General features: G+C 42.0%; 18 protein-coding genes. 5 read left to right on the top strand and 13 right to left on the bottom strand.

From position 1 onward, the window contains the following. Positions 1-19 precede the first annotated feature (19 nt). Positions 20-397 carry a DUF3899 domain-containing protein gene (locus CRO56_RS02900; protein WP_097157072.1) on the top strand — a complete coding sequence of 126 codons (378 nt, stop codon included), beginning with the start codon at positions 20-22 and terminating at the stop codon, positions 395-397. Here CRO56_RS02900 and CRO56_RS02895 read toward each other — a convergent pair. From CRO56_RS02895 to CRO56_RS02885, 3 genes are read right to left on the bottom strand one after another with little or no spacing between them, the layout of a single operon-like run. Next, complete coding sequence (locus CRO56_RS02895) at positions 382-1,308, bottom strand: dipeptidase (RefSeq protein ID WP_097157071.1); 927 nt, start codon at positions 1,306-1,308, stop codon at positions 382-384. The two genes, CRO56_RS02900 and CRO56_RS02895, sit on opposite strands and share 16 nt — an antisense overlap. Before the next feature lie 12 nt (positions 1,309-1,320). Beyond that, positions 1,321-2,019, bottom strand: coding sequence for a gamma-glutamyl-gamma-aminobutyrate hydrolase family protein (locus CRO56_RS02890; protein WP_097157070.1), 699 nt, complete (start codon positions 2,017-2,019; stop codon positions 1,321-1,323). A gap of 38 nt (positions 2,020-2,057) precedes the next feature. Beyond that, a complete protein-coding gene (locus CRO56_RS02885) occupies positions 2,058-2,495 on the bottom strand; it encodes a hypothetical protein (RefSeq protein ID WP_097157069.1) in 438 nt (145 codons plus the stop codon). 148 nt (positions 2,496-2,643) lie between these two features. Here CRO56_RS02885 and CRO56_RS02880 point away from each other — a divergent pair, with 148 nt between their 5' ends. From CRO56_RS02880 to CRO56_RS02870, 3 genes are all read left to right on the top strand, one after another. Beyond that, on the top strand, positions 2,644-3,624 hold the full coding sequence (locus CRO56_RS02880) for a nuclease-related domain-containing protein (RefSeq protein WP_097157068.1): 981 nt from the start codon (positions 2,644-2,646) through the stop codon (positions 3,622-3,624). Between the two features lie 391 nt (positions 3,625-4,015). Next, positions 4,016-4,684 carry a hypothetical protein gene (locus CRO56_RS02875; RefSeq protein ID WP_097157067.1) on the top strand — a complete coding sequence of 223 codons (669 nt, stop codon included), beginning with the start codon at positions 4,016-4,018 and terminating at the stop codon, positions 4,682-4,684. 39 nt (positions 4,685-4,723) lie between these two features. Then, entirely contained in the window at positions 4,724-6,346 is a 1,623-nt protein-coding gene (locus CRO56_RS02870) for a glycosyl hydrolase family 18 protein (protein ID WP_179714147.1), read from the top strand. Positions 6,347-6,424: 78 nt separating this feature from the next. Here CRO56_RS02870 and CRO56_RS02865 read toward each other — a convergent pair whose 3' ends face one another. Further along, positions 6,425-7,186, bottom strand: a complete 762-nt coding sequence (locus CRO56_RS02865) for an HD-GYP domain-containing protein (RefSeq protein WP_097157065.1) — start codon at positions 7,184-7,186, stop codon at positions 6,425-6,427. Positions 7,187-7,549: 363 nt separating this feature from the next. Between CRO56_RS02865 and CRO56_RS02860 the strand changes: the two genes are divergently transcribed. Next, the gene (locus CRO56_RS02860) at positions 7,550-8,074 is read left to right on the top strand and encodes a hypothetical protein (RefSeq protein ID WP_097157064.1); all 525 of its coding nucleotides are present in this window, start codon (positions 7,550-7,552) and stop codon (positions 8,072-8,074) included. 411 nt (positions 8,075-8,485) lie between these two features. Here CRO56_RS02860 and CRO56_RS02855 read toward each other — a convergent pair whose 3' ends face one another. From CRO56_RS02855 to CRO56_RS02815, 9 genes are all read right to left on the bottom strand, one after another. Then, entirely contained in the window at positions 8,486-9,415 is a 930-nt protein-coding gene (locus tag CRO56_RS02855) for a manganese-dependent inorganic pyrophosphatase (protein ID WP_097157063.1), read from the bottom strand. Positions 9,416-9,560: 145 nt separating this feature from the next. Next, entirely contained in the window at positions 9,561-11,297 is a 1,737-nt protein-coding gene (locus tag CRO56_RS02850; protein ID WP_097157062.1) for a phospho-sugar mutase, read from the bottom strand. Between the two features lie 467 nt (positions 11,298-11,764). Further along, a complete protein-coding gene (locus CRO56_RS02845; protein WP_097157061.1) occupies positions 11,765-12,406 on the bottom strand; it encodes an NAD(P)-dependent oxidoreductase in 642 nt (213 codons plus the stop codon). 149 nt (positions 12,407-12,555) lie between these two features. After that, complete coding sequence (locus CRO56_RS02840; protein ID WP_097157060.1) at positions 12,556-12,984, bottom strand: Rrf2 family transcriptional regulator; 429 nt, start codon at positions 12,982-12,984, stop codon at positions 12,556-12,558. A 247-nt stretch (positions 12,985-13,231) separates the two neighbouring features. Beyond that, complete coding sequence (locus tag CRO56_RS02835; RefSeq protein WP_245855552.1) at positions 13,232-14,197, bottom strand: N-acetylglucosamine kinase; 966 nt, start codon at positions 14,195-14,197, stop codon at positions 13,232-13,234. Between the two features lie 13 nt (positions 14,198-14,210). Continuing rightward, positions 14,211-15,731: an argininosuccinate lyase gene (argH, locus tag CRO56_RS02830; RefSeq protein ID WP_097157058.1), complete on the bottom strand. Its 1,521-nt coding sequence runs from the start codon at positions 15,729-15,731 to the stop codon at positions 14,211-14,213. 19 nt (positions 15,732-15,750) lie between these two features. Continuing rightward, complete coding sequence (locus CRO56_RS02825) at positions 15,751-16,488, bottom strand: creatininase family protein (protein WP_097157057.1); 738 nt, start codon at positions 16,486-16,488, stop codon at positions 15,751-15,753. A gap of 46 nt (positions 16,489-16,534) precedes the next feature. Further along, entirely contained in the window at positions 16,535-18,265 is a 1,731-nt protein-coding gene (locus CRO56_RS02820; RefSeq protein ID WP_097157056.1) for an ABC transporter permease, read from the bottom strand. A 10-nt stretch (positions 18,266-18,275) separates the two neighbouring features. Then, positions 18,276-19,346, bottom strand: coding sequence for an ABC transporter ATP-binding protein (locus CRO56_RS02815; protein ID WP_097157055.1), 1,071 nt, complete (start codon positions 19,344-19,346; stop codon positions 18,276-18,278). Between the last annotated feature and the right edge of the window lie 50 nt (positions 19,347-19,396).

Here is a 19,396-nt window from a genome sequence, read left to right as displayed (position 1 = left end):
AAATAGGAGTTGGTCAGCTATGAAAAATATTATTACGATTACAGGTTCTTTGCTTATTTTATCCTTTGGGGTCCCTATTATTTTTTATCAGTCATGGAGCTTTTTGTATTGGATGGACAGTCTTTTTTATATAGGGCTTGGTCTGCTCATAATTGGCGGGGCTATGCTTTTAATAGAAGGGCAATTTTTCTCAGCTTTTATCCGAAGTTCTAAGCATTTTTTTAAAACAATTAGTAAAAAAGAGCAGATTATACAACAAATTGAAGGAAAAAAAGAAGAAAGGATTCACGCGTATCGTAAATCCTTTCCTTCTGCCAAAATTTATTGGTTTGCTGGACTTAGCTTTTGTTTAATAAGTTTACTTTTTTCCACTTTTATCGTTTATTTGGGGCGGTGATTTAAAAAGTTTTGGTAAGCAAAGCCCTTGACCTGATCCTCAGAATAATATTTTAATAGCTCATTGATTAAATTTTGATACATGGAGGAATCTTCTAAGTTCTCAGGGTAGGTGGTAATTCCGTCAAAATCCGAACCAAAGCCAACTTGGTTCACTCCACCTAATGAGCAAAGATGATCAATGTGCTTAATTAAATCAGAAATGGTTGCCTTGCCGCTCTCATTGATAAACGGCGGGCAAAAAACAACATGAATTAAACCATTTTTTGCAAACATGGCTTTAATCTGATCATCCCACAGGTTACGAACGTGATTGCAAAGCACACGCGCATTAGAGTGACTGGCAATCGGATATTCAGCACATTCTATAACATCCCAAAATGCCTTTTCACTTAAATGGGAAACATCTGTTAGCATCTTATGTTTATTGAGAAACGCCACAATTTCAAGGCCAAACGTAGTCAGACCCGCACCGCGCAGTTCACCGGCTCCATCTGCAGCCAAATTCGCATTATTCCAGGTCAAACCAACAGAACGAACCCCTAATTGATAAAGGATGCTCAGCTTATTCATATCATTTCCGATTGCATCCACACCTTCAAGGGTTAACATCGCACCAATCTCGCCGTCTTTTAAGTGGTCAAAATCCTCCCACGCCTTGATTTGCTTCATTTCTGGGTTGTTGCCAAGAACGTCTGTGTAAAAGTAATGCACTTGGTCAAGTGCAGCCTGCCACTTTTCCTCAGATTTCATCCATGGATCAATAAAAATTGCAAACGCTTGGACTTTAACGTCACCTTCCTGAAGCCTTCTCTTATTCGTATCAAGCTCTGGAGAATCACCATACTTTAATTTGCCTTTAGAGTCGTACAATTTCATAAGTGCGTCACAGTGTAAATCTATTACATTCATCTTTTTCACCTCTTAGCAAGATTGGATAAATCGTTGAAAAATCTTTTTCGAAATCTCATCTCCATTGGCAGCCAATGGTTCTGGATGCCATTGGACGCCAAGTACAAATTTATGCTCGACACTTTCAATGGCTTCAATAATTCCGTCAGATGCAGTTCCCGAAATCGCCAGCGGTTTCGGAACATGGCGAACCGCCTGGTGATGGAACGAATTCACTTTGAATTTGGTTTGCCCGGCAATATCAGCTAGTAAACTATTTTTTTCAACATTAACATAATGGGATACGTGAGACCGGCTCGCCTTTTGGGAGTGTTGCAATAAAGTCTGATCGCTTTGTGCATAAATATCCTGATACATATCGCCTCCCACGGCAATATTTAGAATCTGAATGCCGCGGCAAATTGCCAAAATTGGCTTATTTAAGGCAAGTGCCTTCCCAATAATCGCTAACTCTGAGCTATCACGCCCTGGTGAAATCACCCCTAAATTTGCATGTGGTTCCTCCCCAAACAAAGTCGGATCAATATCTCCTCCGCCTGTAACGAGGATCCCATCTAACTTTTCCAGGAGCTGATCGACATCATCATCAATCCCGATTGGCAAAATAACGGGAACTCCCCCTGCCTCCAGCACAGCCTTAATATAATCATGATTCAAGGTATGCTTACTATCCAGTTCCACATGTGATGTAATCCCAATAATCGGTTTCAATCCATAACCCCCTATGATCTGTTTCTTTAACTTTATTACTATTTTAATTTTCGAACAACTGTATTTTTGAAAAAATAATGTGGGGTAGGCGGAGGAAGTAGCTGCTGTAGGTAACGTTCGTACAATCCTTCCTTGGTTTCATGCATTTCTCCTTGGGTTTCGTGCATTTCTCTCTTGGTTTCGTGCATTCCTTTCTTGGTTTCGTGCATTCCTCCTGGTTTCGTGCATTCCTCTCTGGGTTTCGTGCATTCCTCTCTTGGTATCATGCATTCCTTTCTTGGTTTCGTGCATTCCTCTCTTGGTTTCGTGCATTCCTCCTGGTTTCGTGCATTCCTCTCCAGGTTTCGTGTATTCCTCCTGGTTTCGTGCATTCCTCCCTTGGTTTCGTGCATTCCTCCCTGGGTTTCGTGCATTCCTCTCTTGGTTTCTTGCATTTCCCCCTGGGTTTCGTGCATTCCTCTCTTGGTTTCGTGCATTCATCCCCATTTCGTGCATTTCCACCCTAGTTTTATGCATGACAGCAACGATTCCGTGCATATTTTTAACATTTTAATAATTTTTAAAAGGAATCTCTTTCTTTTTTTAGAATATTATTACGAAACTTTATAAAAGGAGAGTGATAATTTGGTTATTAAACCAAGAATGCCTTCCTTAAGAGTAAGGAAGCAGAAAGCATTGCTTAATAGAATTAGTCCGAATCATAAAATGAGGTCCGTGATCATGGCCGACCTTCCGAAATGGGAGTCTGGTTACCGGGGAGAAAAAGATGTTGACTACTACTTAGACTTTATTGCCAATGAAAAATTCCACATTTTACATGATGTTCGACTCCTTAACAATCATGCGTTCCAAATGGATACTCTTATCATTTGTCCCAATTTTATATTAATTATGGAGGTTAAGAATTGGTCGGGTACAATCTATTTTGATGCGCAGTTCGATCAGGTTATTCGGACAGATGAGAATGGAAAAGTAGAAAGGTTCTCCAACCCGTTAACCCAGGTTCATTTACAAAGAGTTCAGCTCATGAAGTGGCTGCAAAATAAGAATTTAAGTCATATCCCAATTGAGATTGCGCTTATTTTTAGCAATCCTAAAGCTATCTTAAAAGCTTCAGACGACATGCCACTAGATTCTCTTAAACAAATCCGGCATCTAGATCAAATTTTTCAAATGACCTTAGAGCTTGAAGAAAAATATAAAAAGATCCGGTTAAATCATGTCTCCCTCAAAAAACTCAGCTCATTAATTCTTCAATATGATACTCCATTATTTATTGACATTCTAAAAACATTCCAAATAAATCGAAGTGATATTATAAAAGGTGTCCAATGTCCTGGCTGCTTAAAATTTGCAATGAAAAGAGCCCATGGAAAATGGATCTGTCCTCACTGTTCAATAAGTTCAAAAACGGCTCATCACCAAGCAATCGAGGATTTTTTTCTTCTCTTCAATTCGCAGCTTAATAATAAGAGTTGCCGTGATTTTCTCCTCTTATCCTCACGTGGCGCGGCAACTCGAATCCTTGCCTCTATGAATCTAATTCCAACTGGTAATTTTAGAGGAAGGAAGTATAGATATTCATTTATTGACCGAGTACCTTAATTTAGTAGTACCCCCTTTTTTTATCTTTTACTTGGTCCGATGAATTGACTTGACTGGTTTCGTGGATTCTCTTAATGATATCATGCATTTCTTTCCTATTATCGTGCATCCCCGTACCGATTTCGTGCAAACCATTTCAGATTTCGTGCATTCCCACCGCAATTTCGTGCATTCCTCCTTTGGGTACGTGCATTTCCCCTTTGGTTTCGTGCATTCCCACCACAATTTCGCACATAATACTCCGCCTTTTTTGTTTAATCTCAACTCCCCCTTCCCAACCGGCATTTCATTCACTCCCCTTCCCATTACTTCTAAAATTTCCCTTTCTCCCTTATATTTCACCGCTTTTTGAAGAACACTAACAAACATGTTCAAAAAGAAAGGTGATTTTATGAAACGGTTTTTTAAAGTTTCTCTCGGTTTAACTGCAGTAACCCTGCTGGTATCGTGCAGTCCCACGCCAGAGGAAAATCTTAATAGTTCGGATCCTTATCAGGAATTAACCAATCAGCTGCCGCCAGCCCCTAATAGGATTGAAAATCCTACGGGACAGATTCGGCACGAGACACAGCTCCTGCCAAATGATGTTGATGATCAAACCGAAGAATCGGAAACAGTCTCTCAGGATGACAGACTTCCTTTTCACGATTTTAAGGAGAGATGGAATGCTTTATCTGAGGAGCAAGGTACGGCATTAATGATTCGCAGGCTGGAAAAAACCCCGATTGACCAAGGGGATGTCTATGTTTCAGATTTCCAGAATGGCCTTGTTTTACGTGTATATGTTTATGATGACAAAATCAGAGGTTTACAAGTAACTGAACGGGCGCAAACACTAACAGAGCGTTTTCAGCTGCTGACAGCGATGAGCCAGATTTATTTAATCCTGAATCCAGGCAGAGAACCTCATCATGCGGATTACTTGTTTAATGAGTTTGGGATCGGTCCTAATGCCAATTTTGAACCTGTTCAACAAAGAACGATTGAATATAATGGGATTCTATATACGATTACTCCTAAGGAAGAAGCTTATCAGTTTGCAGCATTTTATGCCGATTAACTTCTTGAAGTTTTTAAATACATTGAAAGGAATATGATTATGAAATACAAAAAAACCTTCATCATTCTAGTCCTTTCATTTTTGGTTATGTTTTTAACCAATGCTGCAGCCGCGATTGCTAAGTTTAATATGTCTTACTTATACTTTGGCAATCCAAACCAGTACATCACTCACATCAATCGGACAAATGGCAGCCTGACTGTTGTTTCGCCTAATTATTTTGATATAAACGATCAAGGTAGATTACATGTGAATTGGACCCTGCAATCTTTGTTTATTTCAGAGATGCATAGACGCGGTATCAAAGTGGTTCCGTTTTTATCAAACCATTGGAATAAAACCGCTGGGATTAGCGCATTAAACAACAAGGAAACATTAGTTGAGGATATTGCTGCAGCGATTGATATGTATCATTTAGATGGAGTGAACGTCGATATTGAAGGGGTCGGCCACGAGTATCGGAACGCTTTTACCGAGTTTGTGGGGCTGCTGCGGAGTAAAATTCCAAGTCAAAAAGAGGTTTCTGTTGCTGTTGCGGCTAATCCGAACAACTGGAAAATTGGCTGGCACGGCTTTTATGATTATAAGGCTTTATCGAATTATGCCAATTACCTGATGATCATGGCTTACGATGAAAGCTGGGAAGCACCGGACAGTCCAATTGGACCTGTTGCCAGTATTGGGTTTTCTGAACGGTCGATTCAATATGCGATAAATCAGGGCGTACCAAAAAATAAAATAGTCATTGGCCTCCCCTTTTATGGCCGTTTATGGAAGCTAGACGGTCCAACCTTAGAAAATCAAGTAATTACGGGCAAAGGGATATCAATCAACAAAGTCGAGCCTCTCGTCAATCAGTTTAATGGAGCTTACCAGTTTGACGAAAAGAGCCAGACCCCATTCGCGGAATTTACAATTCCAAGAGAAAAATCTACTTTTTTGGGAAGTACCAAATTAACAGAAGGAAAATATGTTGTTTGGTATGAAAATGAAAGATCGATAAAATCGAAGCTTCGGCTTCCGATGAAATACGGAATTTACGGAACGGGATCGTGGTCTTTATCTCAGGAGACTAAAGCTACGTGGGATTACTACATGCTCTGGTTAAATGGCCGTTATTTTAATGATGTCCCTGTTGGTTTTTGGGCCGAAAAAAATATACATTTTGTCTCGCAAGAAGGCTGGATGCTCGGAACAACGAGTACAACCTTTGCACCCAACTCTACTCTTACCCGTGCACAAGGGGCTGCTATTTTAGTCCGTGCCCTCGGAAAAGATGAAATAAAACCTAAAGAATATAAATTTACCGATTTAAAGGGTCACTGGGCCAGAAACGAAATAGAGACTGCAAGAGAATTAGGGTATTTGCATGGGAAAAAGCCCACTGTCTTCGGTCCTAATGACCCGCTTACCCGTGAACAGCTGGCGCAAATTATAAATAATATTTTTAACTATTCGCTCGAACCTATGGCTGATAGCCCGTTTTCTGATGTCAAGGAGAATCGCTGGTCGTATAAACCGATTATTGCAATTTATCAGCAAGGGCATATTACCGGCTTTAATAACGGAACCTTTAAACCAGAGGCTTATTCAAACAGAGCACAAATGGCAGCCCTAATGGACCGAATGAAAGAGGATTTTATAAGGATGAGGGATGAGTGAAGGCTACAATTTGTTCCAATTTTTTTACCTGCAAAAAAACCTGAAGCAGAAAAACAACTTCAGCTACAGGTTTTTGTTTTACGAGAAACTTGGTACAGCTGTTTTTTCCGGAAAAATATCAACCATATTCATAAACTTGTCTAAGCATTGGGTATCAAACTGGCAGGAATCATTTAGTAATACCTGCATAGCATCAGGAGCAGACATCGGTGGCCGATACGGTCTTTCCAGTGTAAGAGCTGAATATACATCGACAATCATTAAAATTTTCGTTTCGATTGGTATATCTTTTTCGGTGATCTGATATGGATACCCTGTTCCATCTAAGCGTTCATGATGATCTCTGGCCATGTTGCAAATTTGATCTGAAAATGAATATTTCTTCAAAATCTCGTACCCTTTTAAGGGATGCTCCATAACTTTCACAAATTCGTCGTCTGAAAGTGATTCAGGTTTTGCCAAAATCTCCTTTGGGATTTCAATTTTCCCGATATCATGAAGTAAAAGCCCTGCTCCCAGGGTTTCAAGGTTAGCAGCCTGAAATTCCTTCAAAACTAAAATACCTGAGATAAAAACATCTATCGAATGAAAATAGGAATACTTCTCCCAGCTTTTTAGTGTTTGTAAAAGGGCATACACTTTCTCATTTAATACAATTTCGATAAATAAATCCTCAACAAATGAGAAATCGTTAGGATTCATTAATAATTGACCAAACCTTTTTTCAGACCCCAATACAGTTAACGCATGATAAAAATCATCCTTAAGATGGTTTCTGCGCTCCAATATATCTCTTTTTTTCAGGGTAATGGTATGTGGTGGAAGCTTCTGTTTCTCCATAATGTATGTACCTCCTCGTTGGTTTGGCCGCTTCGCTGCTTATCTGGTTTTGATCTCTTTTATCGAATGAACAAGGAATATAGTACTAGGTAATAAGTCCTCTTTATTTTACATAAATTTTTACTTTATGTGAACATTCTTCCTTAAATTATCGGTAAAAGTACGGAAACATGAAGCAAATTCAAAGAATATTTTATTTATCGTCAAATTTATTAGAGATTTAATTACTAAATTGAAGCACTTCGAGAAATTTATCTCTCAAGGGGATTAATATTTTTCAAAAGGACCCGAAAAATAAAGGGACTCCTATTATTTCGATTACTGAATCAATAAGGGGAAATTTACCAATATTGGAGGAAACAAATGGGTTTATTTCGAAAGATTGCTTCCGTGCTTTCAGGTTCATCTGAAGCCGACCTGGTTAATGCCAAAAGGGAGATTCAGTACAAAGCTGATAAAGCAATCTATAAAAAAGAGGCAGAAGCTGTCGAACAAATGGTTTTAAAAAGTTATGAAGAGGCCGTTGGAAAAATTATTTGCCGATTAGGAAATGCAGCACGTCACCATGCCGGTCTTATTTCTGCGAATAATTTCAAAACGAGTCCATTTTTAGAACGATTCACTGAACACTATGCATTAGAAATATTCACAAAAGGCGTATCCCTTGGTCATCAAGCAGCAAGCGGAACAGCCGACTCAAAATTCCAGGAAGAAATTGGGCTCCTGCTAGATCAAATAAATAAGAGAATGGTAGCAGAAGCACGACAATCTTCCTTCACACAAATAGAAGCTGAGTGCTTTACAATTGCCGGGCACACCGCCTTCGAGCTTGGCGTTCAGGCCGGTCAATCATTTGCTGATCAGGAATACCTTGTCATTCCAAAATAATGGTGTATGAAGAACGCTGTTTCGGTAAAACCTACAAACGATCAGGTGCTGGTAACACTTGATTCTTTGGAAACTTAGGTCACGCTGGTATTCAGGTGCCGGCAACACCTGATCTCATCCAGCAGCCATAAACAGTTTTCAAAACAGCAACCGCCTCCCCTCATTGGACTTAGGCGGTTGCTTTTTGAAACAGAGGGACGGTTCTTCTGTTCCGGATTGTGAACATGAGTGAAACAGAGGGACGGTTCTTCTGTTTCGGATTTGTGCTAAATGAACCTCCTCAATGATACTCGGAGTGAAACACGAGAACCGTCCCCTTGTTTCCTCGGAGTGAAACACGAGAACCGTCCCCTTGTTGCAAAAAAAACAACCTTCCGCCCGATACGGAAAGTTGTTTTGTTGTTTATATGATTATTTTGACAAGGCGTCTGTTAGGACTGGGACGATTTGTTTTTTACGGGAAACGACACCTTTAAGTACGGATTTGTTGTTTTCAAGGTTGACACCAAATGCTTCTTCAACAGCACTTGCTTTATCTCCTAAAGCGATACCTACAGAATCATTGTTTAAAATATCGGTAACGACGAAGAAGAATAGATCTAAGTTTTTCTCAGCAATGACCTGCCTGAGTTCACTTTCGACTTCAGCTTGGCGAGAGAGAACATCATTGACGTCAACTGCGTTCACTTGCGCAATTTCGACTTTCGCATTGCCCATTTGGAACTCTTTTGCATCGAGTGAAATAAGTTCCTTGATGGTTTTATCACTTAAGTCTGCTCCTGCTTTAAGCATGTTTAGGCCATAGCTTTCTGCGTCAACTCCGGCAATCGCTGCTAATTCTTTGGCTGCTGCGACATCTTCATCTGTACAGGTTGGAGACTTGAACAATAAGGAGTCGGAGATAATCGCAGATATCATTAATCCGGCGATTTCTTTGCGGATTTCTACTCCTTTTTCCTTGTACAATTTTAATAAAATGGTTGCTGTACATCCGACTGGTTCAGCGCGGTAGTACAATGGATCACTGGTTTCAAAGTTTGCGATTCTGTGGTGGTCAATCACTTCAAGCACTCGGACTTGGTCAATGTCGCTTGCGCTTTGCTGACGCTCATTGTGGTCAACTAAAATAACCTCACTTACTTCGTTTGCAACCGTTTCTACTAAACGAGGTACCGCTACACCAAAAGTATCTAGGGCATATTGTGTTTCACCACTAATTGCTCCAAGCCGAACTGGTTCCGCCTCTACCCCTAGTTTATTTTTTAATTCTGCATATGCAATGGCAGAGCAGATTGTATCTGTATCAGGGTTTTTATGTCCAAAAACTAATACTTTACTCATCGTTAAATCGACTCCTTTCTATCTACCATTATGTCATAACCTATTTCCATGTAAAATTATACTCGGGCTTGTCCTAAAGTTCCACAATTTCATGAATTTCGGTAAAACAGTAAAGAGCGGAGCACCAATTGTGCCCCGCATCGAATTATGCTTTTACTAATTCCTGCACCTTCTCCATAACGGCGGCTTGGAGCTGGTTCAATCTCTCTTCACTATTCTTGAGGGACGTTCCTTTAACCGCAAAATAAAACTTACACTTTGGCTCGGTTCCAGATGGACGAACACAGAACCATGAGCCATCTTCTAAGTAATATTTCAATACGTTTGAGCTTGGAAGATAGATTTTTTCATTTTCTCCTGTTTGCGGATGAACCCGCTCACTAGAATGATAGTCCTCGATTGTTACAATTGATACTCCGTTAATAGAAGTCGGCGGAGCTTGGCGGAAGCTTTCGAGAATACCCTGGATCTGTTCGGCCCCATCTTTACCTTTTAAAGTTAAAGATTTTAAGCCTTCGCGGTAAAAGCCATATTTTTGATAGATGTCTAATAGCCCGTCATACAGGGTTTTTCCCTGCGCTTTATAATAAGCCGCCACTTCAGCTACAAATAAAGCAGATTGGACCGCATCTTTGTCACGGACAAAATCGCCAATTAAATACCCATAGCTTTCCTCATAACCAAATTGGAAGCTGTATTCACCAGTTGTTTGGTACTCTTTAATTTTTTCGCCGATGAATTTAAATCCGGTTAACACATCAATCGTTGTGAGCCCAAAGCTTTCGGCAATCGCACGCCCAATTTCCGAGGTAACAATCGTTTTTAACACCACTCCGTTTGCAGGGAGGATTCCTTTTTCTTGCTTTTGTGATAAAAGATAATAGAGCATTAAGGCACCGGTTTGGTTCCCAGTTAAAACAACATATTCGCCATCTTCGTTTTTCACTGCAACCCCTAGGCGGTCCGCATCAGGATCAGTTCCTAACAGGAGATCGGCATCTGCTGCTTTTCCGTAACGAATTGCAATCTCAAATGCAGCATGCTCCTCAGGGTTTGGTGATTGGACAGTAGAAAAGTTAGGGTCTGGTTCTTCTTGTTCTTTCACAACTGTTACATTTTCAAAACCAAAAGCCGTCAATCCATCACGGACTGGTTGATTGGCAGTGCCGTGAAGCGGTGTGAAGACAATTTTCAGGTCTTTACTAACGCGGCTGACCAGTTCCCGATTTAATTGAATCGTTTTCAATTTTTCTATATAGGCTTGGTCCACTTCGGCACCAATATAGTGAAGAATTCCTTGTTCTAGCAGTACTTTTTCTTCCGCTACTTCAACCGTTAGCTCATTTGTAACCTGGTTCATGTAGCGAATAATGATATCTGCTGCCTCAGGAGGAAGCTGACCGCCATCCTCTCCATATACCTTAAATCCGTTGTATTCTGGTGGGTTATGGCTTGCGGTAATGACAACGCCGGCATAGGCCCCGTAATAGCGAACAGCAAATGAAAGCTCAGGAGTTGGTCTCAAGTTATTAAATACATAAGATTTAATTCCATATTTACCGATCGTTTTTGCTACCTCTACGGCAAACTCAGGGGACTGATGGCGGGAATCATAGGCTACAGCGACACCGCGCTGCTTCGCTTCTTCTCCCTGTTCAACAATATATTTTGCCAACCCTTCCGCAGCGCGCCGCACCGTATATATGTTCATCCGATTTGTACCAGGCCCAAGTTCACCGCGCATACCGCCTGTCCCAAACTCTAGATGTTTATAGAAGCTGTCTTCTTTTTCTTTGTCTGTCATTGAAGTTAAGACTGTTTTCAGATTCACTTCTAAGCCTTTAAATTGCTCCCATTTTTCATACTCTTTTTCCCAAGACATCCTATCACTCCCTGCTCTTTATCTATTTTTATCATACAATAATTTTAAAATGAAAATAATATGAATTAGGGTTTTTGTACCCAGTTTTGCAACAGTAAACGATTGTCTTAACTTCAACATTTGTCCTTACCAACAGTTTGTCCATTTTCTGGTTGAGGGTTGTCGTTTTAAGATAAATGCAACGATATTTACTACTTTTATATAATATATTATGGAAAATTGCCTGATATGTTAATAAGCGGGATTTTGTGTTATATAGTGGAAGATTATCGGCGGATCCTAACTCAATTATTTTATCAATAGTACAAAAAAAAAAGAGAACCTGCTAAATATCAAGCAGTTCTCTCTATACAAGTGTCAAACCTATGCCCCGCAGCCGCTAGGGCACAGAAAGTCAACCTCTATAAATCAAATAATCGGGGCATGACAGGCATGCACCGATGGAATAGGTACACACCTTTGAGTTTTTATGCTTTTTCTGAGACAAGGGTGAAGCGTTGGTTGATGTGCTGCGGGTTTTCGATTTCGTCTAGGACGGCAACGGCGAAATCTGCGTAGCTGAGATAGCTTTCGCCTTGCTGGTTAACCATAAAGGATTCTCCGCCTTTTTGGTATGTACCTGTTCTTTTTCCAGCCGGATCGAAAAAGGCAGCAGGACTAATGAAGGTCCATTTGATTCCGCTAGAATTTTTTAGGTCCTCAAGATTTTTCGCTTGGTTAGAAGCTGTTGGATAGTATTCTTTTGGAAACTCAGGAGTATCTATTAATTGAACAGTTTTAGCTTCGTCTACGTAAAGACTTCCTGCACCGCCAACTACGATTAAACGAGTATCAGGTGCTCCATTCATCGCTTCAATTAAAACTCTTCCTGCTTCCACATGAAGTTCTTCTTTTCCAGGAGGAGCCCCAAATGCATTAACGACAGCGTCAAATCCTTTTAAGTCTTCTGCTTTTAGATCGAAAATATCTTTCTCTAGCACATTTACATTTTGATCAGAAACCTTTGCCGCATTTCTGACAATGGCTGTTACTTCGTGACCTCTTGCTTGAGCTTCTTTTAAAATTAGACTTCCTGCTTTTCCCGATGCCCCGATAATTCCAATTTTCATAATGATTTCCCTCCATTTTTTCTATGTGGTTTTTCTACTAGGTCCATAATTAAGTAAACCTTTTTTATTATGGACTTTTGTCAGGCAGATAAGTCATCTCGTTGTAACCATTTCAATTACAACAGTCCCAAAAAAAATTGAATAACCATTTATCCAATTTTTTTATTCAAAACGGTCACCAATTCTTCCAACGATATCTCTTGTAAAACATTCTCCATTGCTGCTTGGGCCTTCAATAGGATGAGTTCAAGAACCCCTTGAATATTGGCTCCAACTGGGCAATTTGGGTTGGGCTGTTCATGAAATTGAAAGAGTTCACCCTCTCCTACAACTTCGACCGCGTGATATACATCCAAGAGCGTTATTTCCGCTAAAGGTTTTAGCAGCTCAGCCCCGCCCACTCCCCGGTGAACCTGAACAAAGCCTGCCTCCTTTAGCTTTCCTAAAATCTTTCGGATCACTACTGGATTTGTGTTAACACTTTGCGCAATCCACTCAGACGTACATACAGCATTTTTTTGAATGCTAATTAAAGCAAGTATATGGACAGCGACCGTAAAGCGACTGCTGATTTTCATATGACCACCTACCCGTTGTAATCATTATAGTTACATCTAAAATCATATGTCAAACATTTTTATCTTGAAACAGTCGATTGTTTAAAATTTTGGAGGATAGAAGAAAAGAAATCTCGCAACATTTTCCAAATTATTTTACGTCTTTATATATGTGTAAAAACTTAGCTTTTAAACAGTCTTTATGAAAGATTGATTCTGAAACAAAAAATCCAGGGCGTAACACGCACACCCTGGAATCGCCCAGTCTTCAGCACCCTAACCCACGCTGGATGATGTTGTGGATGGGTTCGGGGTGGGTGGTGATGAGCTGGAGGCGGGGATGGGTTGTGTTTAGGCTGGCTAGGATTTTTTCGCGGATGTAGCGGTTGTGCTGGAGGATTCCGCCCTGCAGGACAAGCGAAAAGGCGCTGCGAAAGACATCGTTTCCGCCACCGTCCAAAACCGCATACAGCAATTGTTCTAGTTCGGTTACCGCTTTGTCTAGGATTGAGCAGCTCACCTGATCCCCTTGCTCCGCTGCTTTCTCAACCACCATAGAGAGGGCACTGACGTCATCTACGGAGTAGTTTTCACTATATACCCAGTTATAAAGGTCTTCGATGTGCCCAAAACCAAAGTGCTCCAGAATCATCTGAGCCAAAATCGATTCCGTTTTTACTCGTCCGTCATACATCTTCAGAACTGAGCGGATCGCTTCCTTGCCAATCCAATAGCCGCTTCCTTCATCACCGACGCGATGGCCCCAGCCGCCAGCCCGGATAAAGTCTCCCTTTCCGTCATGTGCAAAGACGATCGAGCCAGTTCCGGAGATCAACAACACACCTGGTGAGTTTCCTGTTGCCCCAAGCAATGCAGACAAACAGTCATTTTCAATGATAACCTCTCCAACTTCCACCCGTAATCCTGCCAAAGCAGACGCCACAATCTCTCTCACAACCGTTTCATCCCGTTTTGTATCGATCCCGGCTAATGCAAAGACGGCCCGGTCAAACGCTACCGTTTCCCGATCGGCCATAACCGCCTCAGCTTCATCCTGCCCTGCCAGCACCTCATCCACCGCTGCCTGAAGCGCAGCCTGAAGCGCCAACTGCGACTGCTTTTCTCCAACCACCTGATAATTTGTCGCCCCAGCCCGGCCAGTAGCCACTATTTCACCCTTTTCATTTGTCACGACGGCAATGGTTTTCGTACCGCCTCCGTCTATTGCAAGCAACGGGTACCTCATTTTACTCATCCTCTTCCATCCACTTCTTCAAGATGGTATTCACCTCTTGATTCGCTTTTTCTAAGAGGGCGCGTTTTTCCTGTAACCACGCTTCTAAATGTTTTTGGTCCTTAAGTCGCTTTTCAATCGTTTGCTTCATCCGGTCTGGACTTGGACCGCCTTCAAGTGAACGAATTTTTACAAAGTGAGCTGGATCGAGCGTTTCCTTCAATTGTTCCTCCGTTAAACTGAGCGAATGCCCTACAATTTTTTCCGCATGCTTATTCAGAATCGACAAGGTTAACGCAGTTAACTCGGTCTCTTTATGTTCCATAAGCTCCCTTACCGTTGCGCTCACAATATGATGTGCCTGGCGGAAGGATAAACGGTCAGTGCGCACAATCGTATCAGCCAATTCCGTTACATTAGCAAAGCTCTTTTGCGCCCGCTCCAATAATTTCTGCTTATCGACTTCCATCGTGATCAACACGCTGGCAAGCAAGCGATAGATTCCGCCTAATTTCTCAAGCGCCCGCCACATATATGGCTGCATGTCATCCTCGGTATCGACAATATCGCCAAACGGAGTATTGTGCAGCATTAACAGTATTGTCTGTGCATCACCCGTTACACTCGATAACAATGCGCGCATATGCTCAATCGAAACCGGATTCCGCTTTTGCGGCATGATCGAGCTGATTTGCACGTAAGGCGTCGCCAGTAAAAATGCGCCAAATTCCTGTGTGCCCCACAACAGAAAATCTTGAATCGACCGCCCAAGATTAATCGCCGACAATTGTACAGCTGTAGCCGTCTCAGCAATATAATCAGCACCGGATACCGCATCCCATGCATTATCAATTAATTCTTCAAATCCCAATAATTCCTGGACGCGCTGACGGTTCACCGCAAATCCGGAAGTGGTCAGTGCAGCAGAGCCCATGCTGCTTCTGTTCACTGTTTTATAAGCGGCTTTTAATCGCTCCATATCACGCGTCAGCATATCGGTCATCGCATTAAAATAATGTGCGAGTGTCGTCGGCTGTGCTTGCTGCGTGTGGGTATAGCCGATCATAACTGTATCAATATGCTCACGGGTCATTTCAATTAACGCCTCACGCAGAAGCAGGCTAGACTCCATCAATCCTAAAATTTTCTTGCGTAAAGTCATGCGGTAGAGCGCAATCCCCATATCATTTCGGCTTCTCGCAATATGAAGATTCCCCGCAATATCGCCCGCGTCTTCAATTAGCAGCTGTTCAATTTTAAAAAATAAATCCTCGAATTTCGCTTCGTATTCACTTTCCTTAATATCCTGGACTTTTAAATGATGAATCGCAGCGATAATTTTACGGGCATCCGTCTTTGAAACAAGCCCAACATCAACCAGCATAATTAAATGAGCAAAATGGATTTGAATCATCGACTCCACAAAATTGCCTTTCGCTTCATCAAACGCTGGTTTTAATACCATTTCTGTGTATGTTTTGGAAGGAAATTGAGTTCCCTCTTTTTCCAAAAGTCGTTCCCTGAGTGGTGCCATAATTGTCCTTCCTTTCGTTTCACTCGTCTGCTTGTAGCCAATTTTTTATTAATGCATTCATATTCTGAGTGGCTTCCTTCACTATTTTTTCGCCAAGCTCTAGAGACGTTTGCTGAATCATCCCTGTATAGCCGTCCCAAGCTTCTGGCCTTCCTTCTACTAGAATATAAGGAAGCTTGGAAAGTGGTGCTGCCTCCTTAAATTCCTGATCGGCTCCGTCAACCTGAACTAAATCTGGCCGAAATGCCTTCGCAGCGGACATCTCGTAGGGCCCGCCATGCCCCCTGCCCTTTGTGCCAACGAGGCCAAGTTCCTCCGCCTTTTCAATCTCAACCATTTGCCACCAATTGATTAATAGAAACCGAGAATCCTCGTATTTTGAGGTGATATACTCGGCGACGGTTCGCGATACTCCCATATTTCCGTCATGGGCATTTAATAAAATAATGTTCGAGATACCGCCCCTGATAATCCCCTCTACAATATCGATCACATACTCCTGAATAACGGATGGCCGAATCGTAATCGTGCCGGGATATTTTGTCGTTTTTCCCGGACAGGCTGTATATGGCACAGTCGGATACACCAACCCGCCGAACGCAGGATCTATTTGACCGGCAAACCCATCCGCTAAGACACAATCGGTTCCATAGGGTGAATGGGGACCATGGTATTCAAAGCTGCCTAACGGGAGCACGGCAAACTTGGCGGTCCGGAACTTTTCATGATCTCTTCCATGGATATCACTTGCCTTCATCCGAATCCTTCCTCTCCCTATCTAAATTTCGTTGCACCATTACCATCTACATCGCAGCTCCAGCTTTTCCGCCAGAGATTTTTTCCGAAATAAATAAAACGATGATGATTAAGACAATTTGGAGGACACCGTAAGCGCAGGCTGTTCCAAAGTCAAACGAATACAATTTTTGAAAAATCGCGACTGATAGCGGCATGGTTGTCACACCATAAATCAAGATGGAAGCAACGAACTCCCCGATTCCTTGCACAAACGCTAGTAACGTCCCGGCTAAAATTCCGGTCGCGGTGACTGGCAAAATAACTCGTCTAAACGTATACCACCAGCTCGCTCCCAGACTGCGGGCCGCCTCCTCAATCGACTGATCCATTTGCATCAGGCTGGCTGAGGTTGAACGGAAAACGAGCGGCAGATGCCGGACAAAATAAGCCAATGGCAGGATCCAGAAGGTTCCGATTAAAACTTGGTTAAAACTAAATACAGTTGGTTCACTAAAGGCAGCAATCAGGTTAACCGCTACAACCGTTCCAGGAAGCGCCCACGGTACCATGATTAGTACATCTAAGAGAGTTTTACCTTTAAACGACATCCGCACCATCGCATAGGCTGCTGCTACCCCAAAGATGACGTTTCCGATTGTCGCGACAAAGCTCATTTGAATACTGTTCCAGATTGGCCGCCACGTGCGCTCATCTGTAAATAAGGCAACATAATGGTCGAGCGTATAAGCGGTCGGAATAATCTGCACCGTCCACTCCCCATCAACCGAGAAGGAAATCAGCACAATCACGAGAATTGGCAAAATCAAAATAATAACGCCAATCGTTGATAAAACCATCGACGAATATTTCATCCACTTCGAACGCACCTCTGTCCGGTGCACCCCGATCCCTTTGCTTTGATTTTGGTAATTCCGTCTGCCCTGATACCATTTCATAATGATCAAAAACGATATTGATACAATCGATAGAATCGTAGATTGAGTCGCTGCCATATCCAGATTCCCATTGGTACGGGAGAGATAAATTTGCATCGTCATCGTTCTCTCGACCCCAAACATTAATGGTGCTGTGTAGGAAGCCATCGAGATCATAAAAACAAGCAAAGATGCAGCAACCATCGCAGGAGTAAGCATCGGTAAAATAACCTTTCTCCAAATCCTGATCCGTCCAGCCCCTAGGCTGGTTGCCGCCTCCTCTAATGACGGGTCCAGCTCTTTTATGGCTGCTGTTGCCGTCAGATAAAAGTAGGTATACATCGTAAACGTGTGAACCACTATCACTCCGCTGATGCCTTTAAGAGAAAAAGGAACCTCTTCTGTATTTAATAGAGCCTGAAAGAAGCGCGGAATTATCCCGCTTTCCCCGTATAAAAACGTAAAGGACAATGCCCCGATCAGCGGCGGAAGCGCCATAGGAAAGAGCACTAATATCGATAAAATTTTTCGCCCGGGAAAACTGTATCTCTCCATTAAAAAGGCCATTCCTACCCCGACAATTGCACAAGTAATGACGCTAATAATGGAAATATAGACACTCGTCCAGAGCGCCTCTAAATTTGCGGTACTTGCTAAACTGAAGAAACGCTGATAGTTTTCTCCGCTGATCCCGCCTTCTACCCCATTCAAGCTTTGCAGAAAGGTTTGATAAAACGGATAAATAACATAGGCTAACAGCACTAAAAACAACGGCGAAATTAAGACGTAGATAAAATATTTGGACTGAGTTAGACGGCTCCATTTGCTCTTAGCTTGCATTTGTGTTTGTTCTACACTCATGTTTTCACCTTCATTCGCCTATAAAATAGATTCCATGTTCAGGAATTCGAAGTGTAATGGAATCGCCACGGTCGAGAATTTTTTCTCCTTTATTAATGATCATTACCTTGATCATCTCGCTCGCTACTTTGACAATATAGTTGATGCTCACACCCGTAAATTCTACAAGCTGGATCTCACCAGTAACAGAATTTGTTCCGTCACCTTGGACAATCACTTCCGGACGAATCGAGAGCTTAATTTTATTGCCCTTTGTAAAATCAGTGTTTGGTGCTGCATTGTTTTTATTCCCTGCTAACAGCGTCCCGTTCCCGATTTTTACCGTTACGGCATTGCCATTTACTTCAATAATCTCGCTATCTATTAAATTGGATTCTCCAATAAAGGATGCGACAAAATGGTTGACCGGCTTATTGTAGATTTCCTGTGGAGTTCCGATTTGCTGAACCTCACCCTTATTCATAACCATAATCCGGTCAGACATCGCCATTGCTTCTGTTTGGTCATGAGTTACGTAAATTGTTGTAACGCCAAGCTCGACCTGGAGCCGTTTAATTTCCAGTCTCGTTTCCTCGCGAAGCTTTGCATCAAGATTGGAAAGCGGCTCATCAAGAAGCAGAATATCTGGCTCTATGACAAGTGCCCGCGCAAGCGCCACCCGCTGCTGCTGTCCGCCAGACAGCTCTGTAATTTTCCGGTGCCCGTATCCATCCAAATGAACTAACTTCTGAGCCCGTTCTACTTTTTCTTGGATCTCTGCTTTTGAGAGCTTCCTCACCTGGAGTCCAAATGCAATATTTTCAAAAACCGTCATATGGGGAAAAAGCGCATAGTTTTGAAATACCATTCCAATATTGCGCTTATCCGGCTTTAAATTCGTAACATCCTGATTATCGAAATAAATTTTACCACTCGATGGAAAATAAAAGCCTGCAATCATCCGGAGCGTCGTCGTTTTTCCGCAGCCGCTGGGGCCGAGAAACGTGAAAAACTCCCCCGGCTTCACATTGATATCGACATTTTCAACGCCTTTTACAGCTCCAAATGTCTTTGTTACATGTTCAAGCTTGACACCCTTCAATGTTGACACCTCTCTTATGTAGAACAGGGTGAAGAACCTTCACCCTGTTA

It is taken from the genome of Bacillus oleivorans (assembly GCF_900207585.1).
Taxonomy (GTDB): Bacteria; Bacillota; Bacilli; order Bacillales; family JC228; genus Bacillus_BF; species Bacillus_BF oleivorans.
This window is presented reverse-complemented; position numbering and strand designations above follow the sequence as displayed.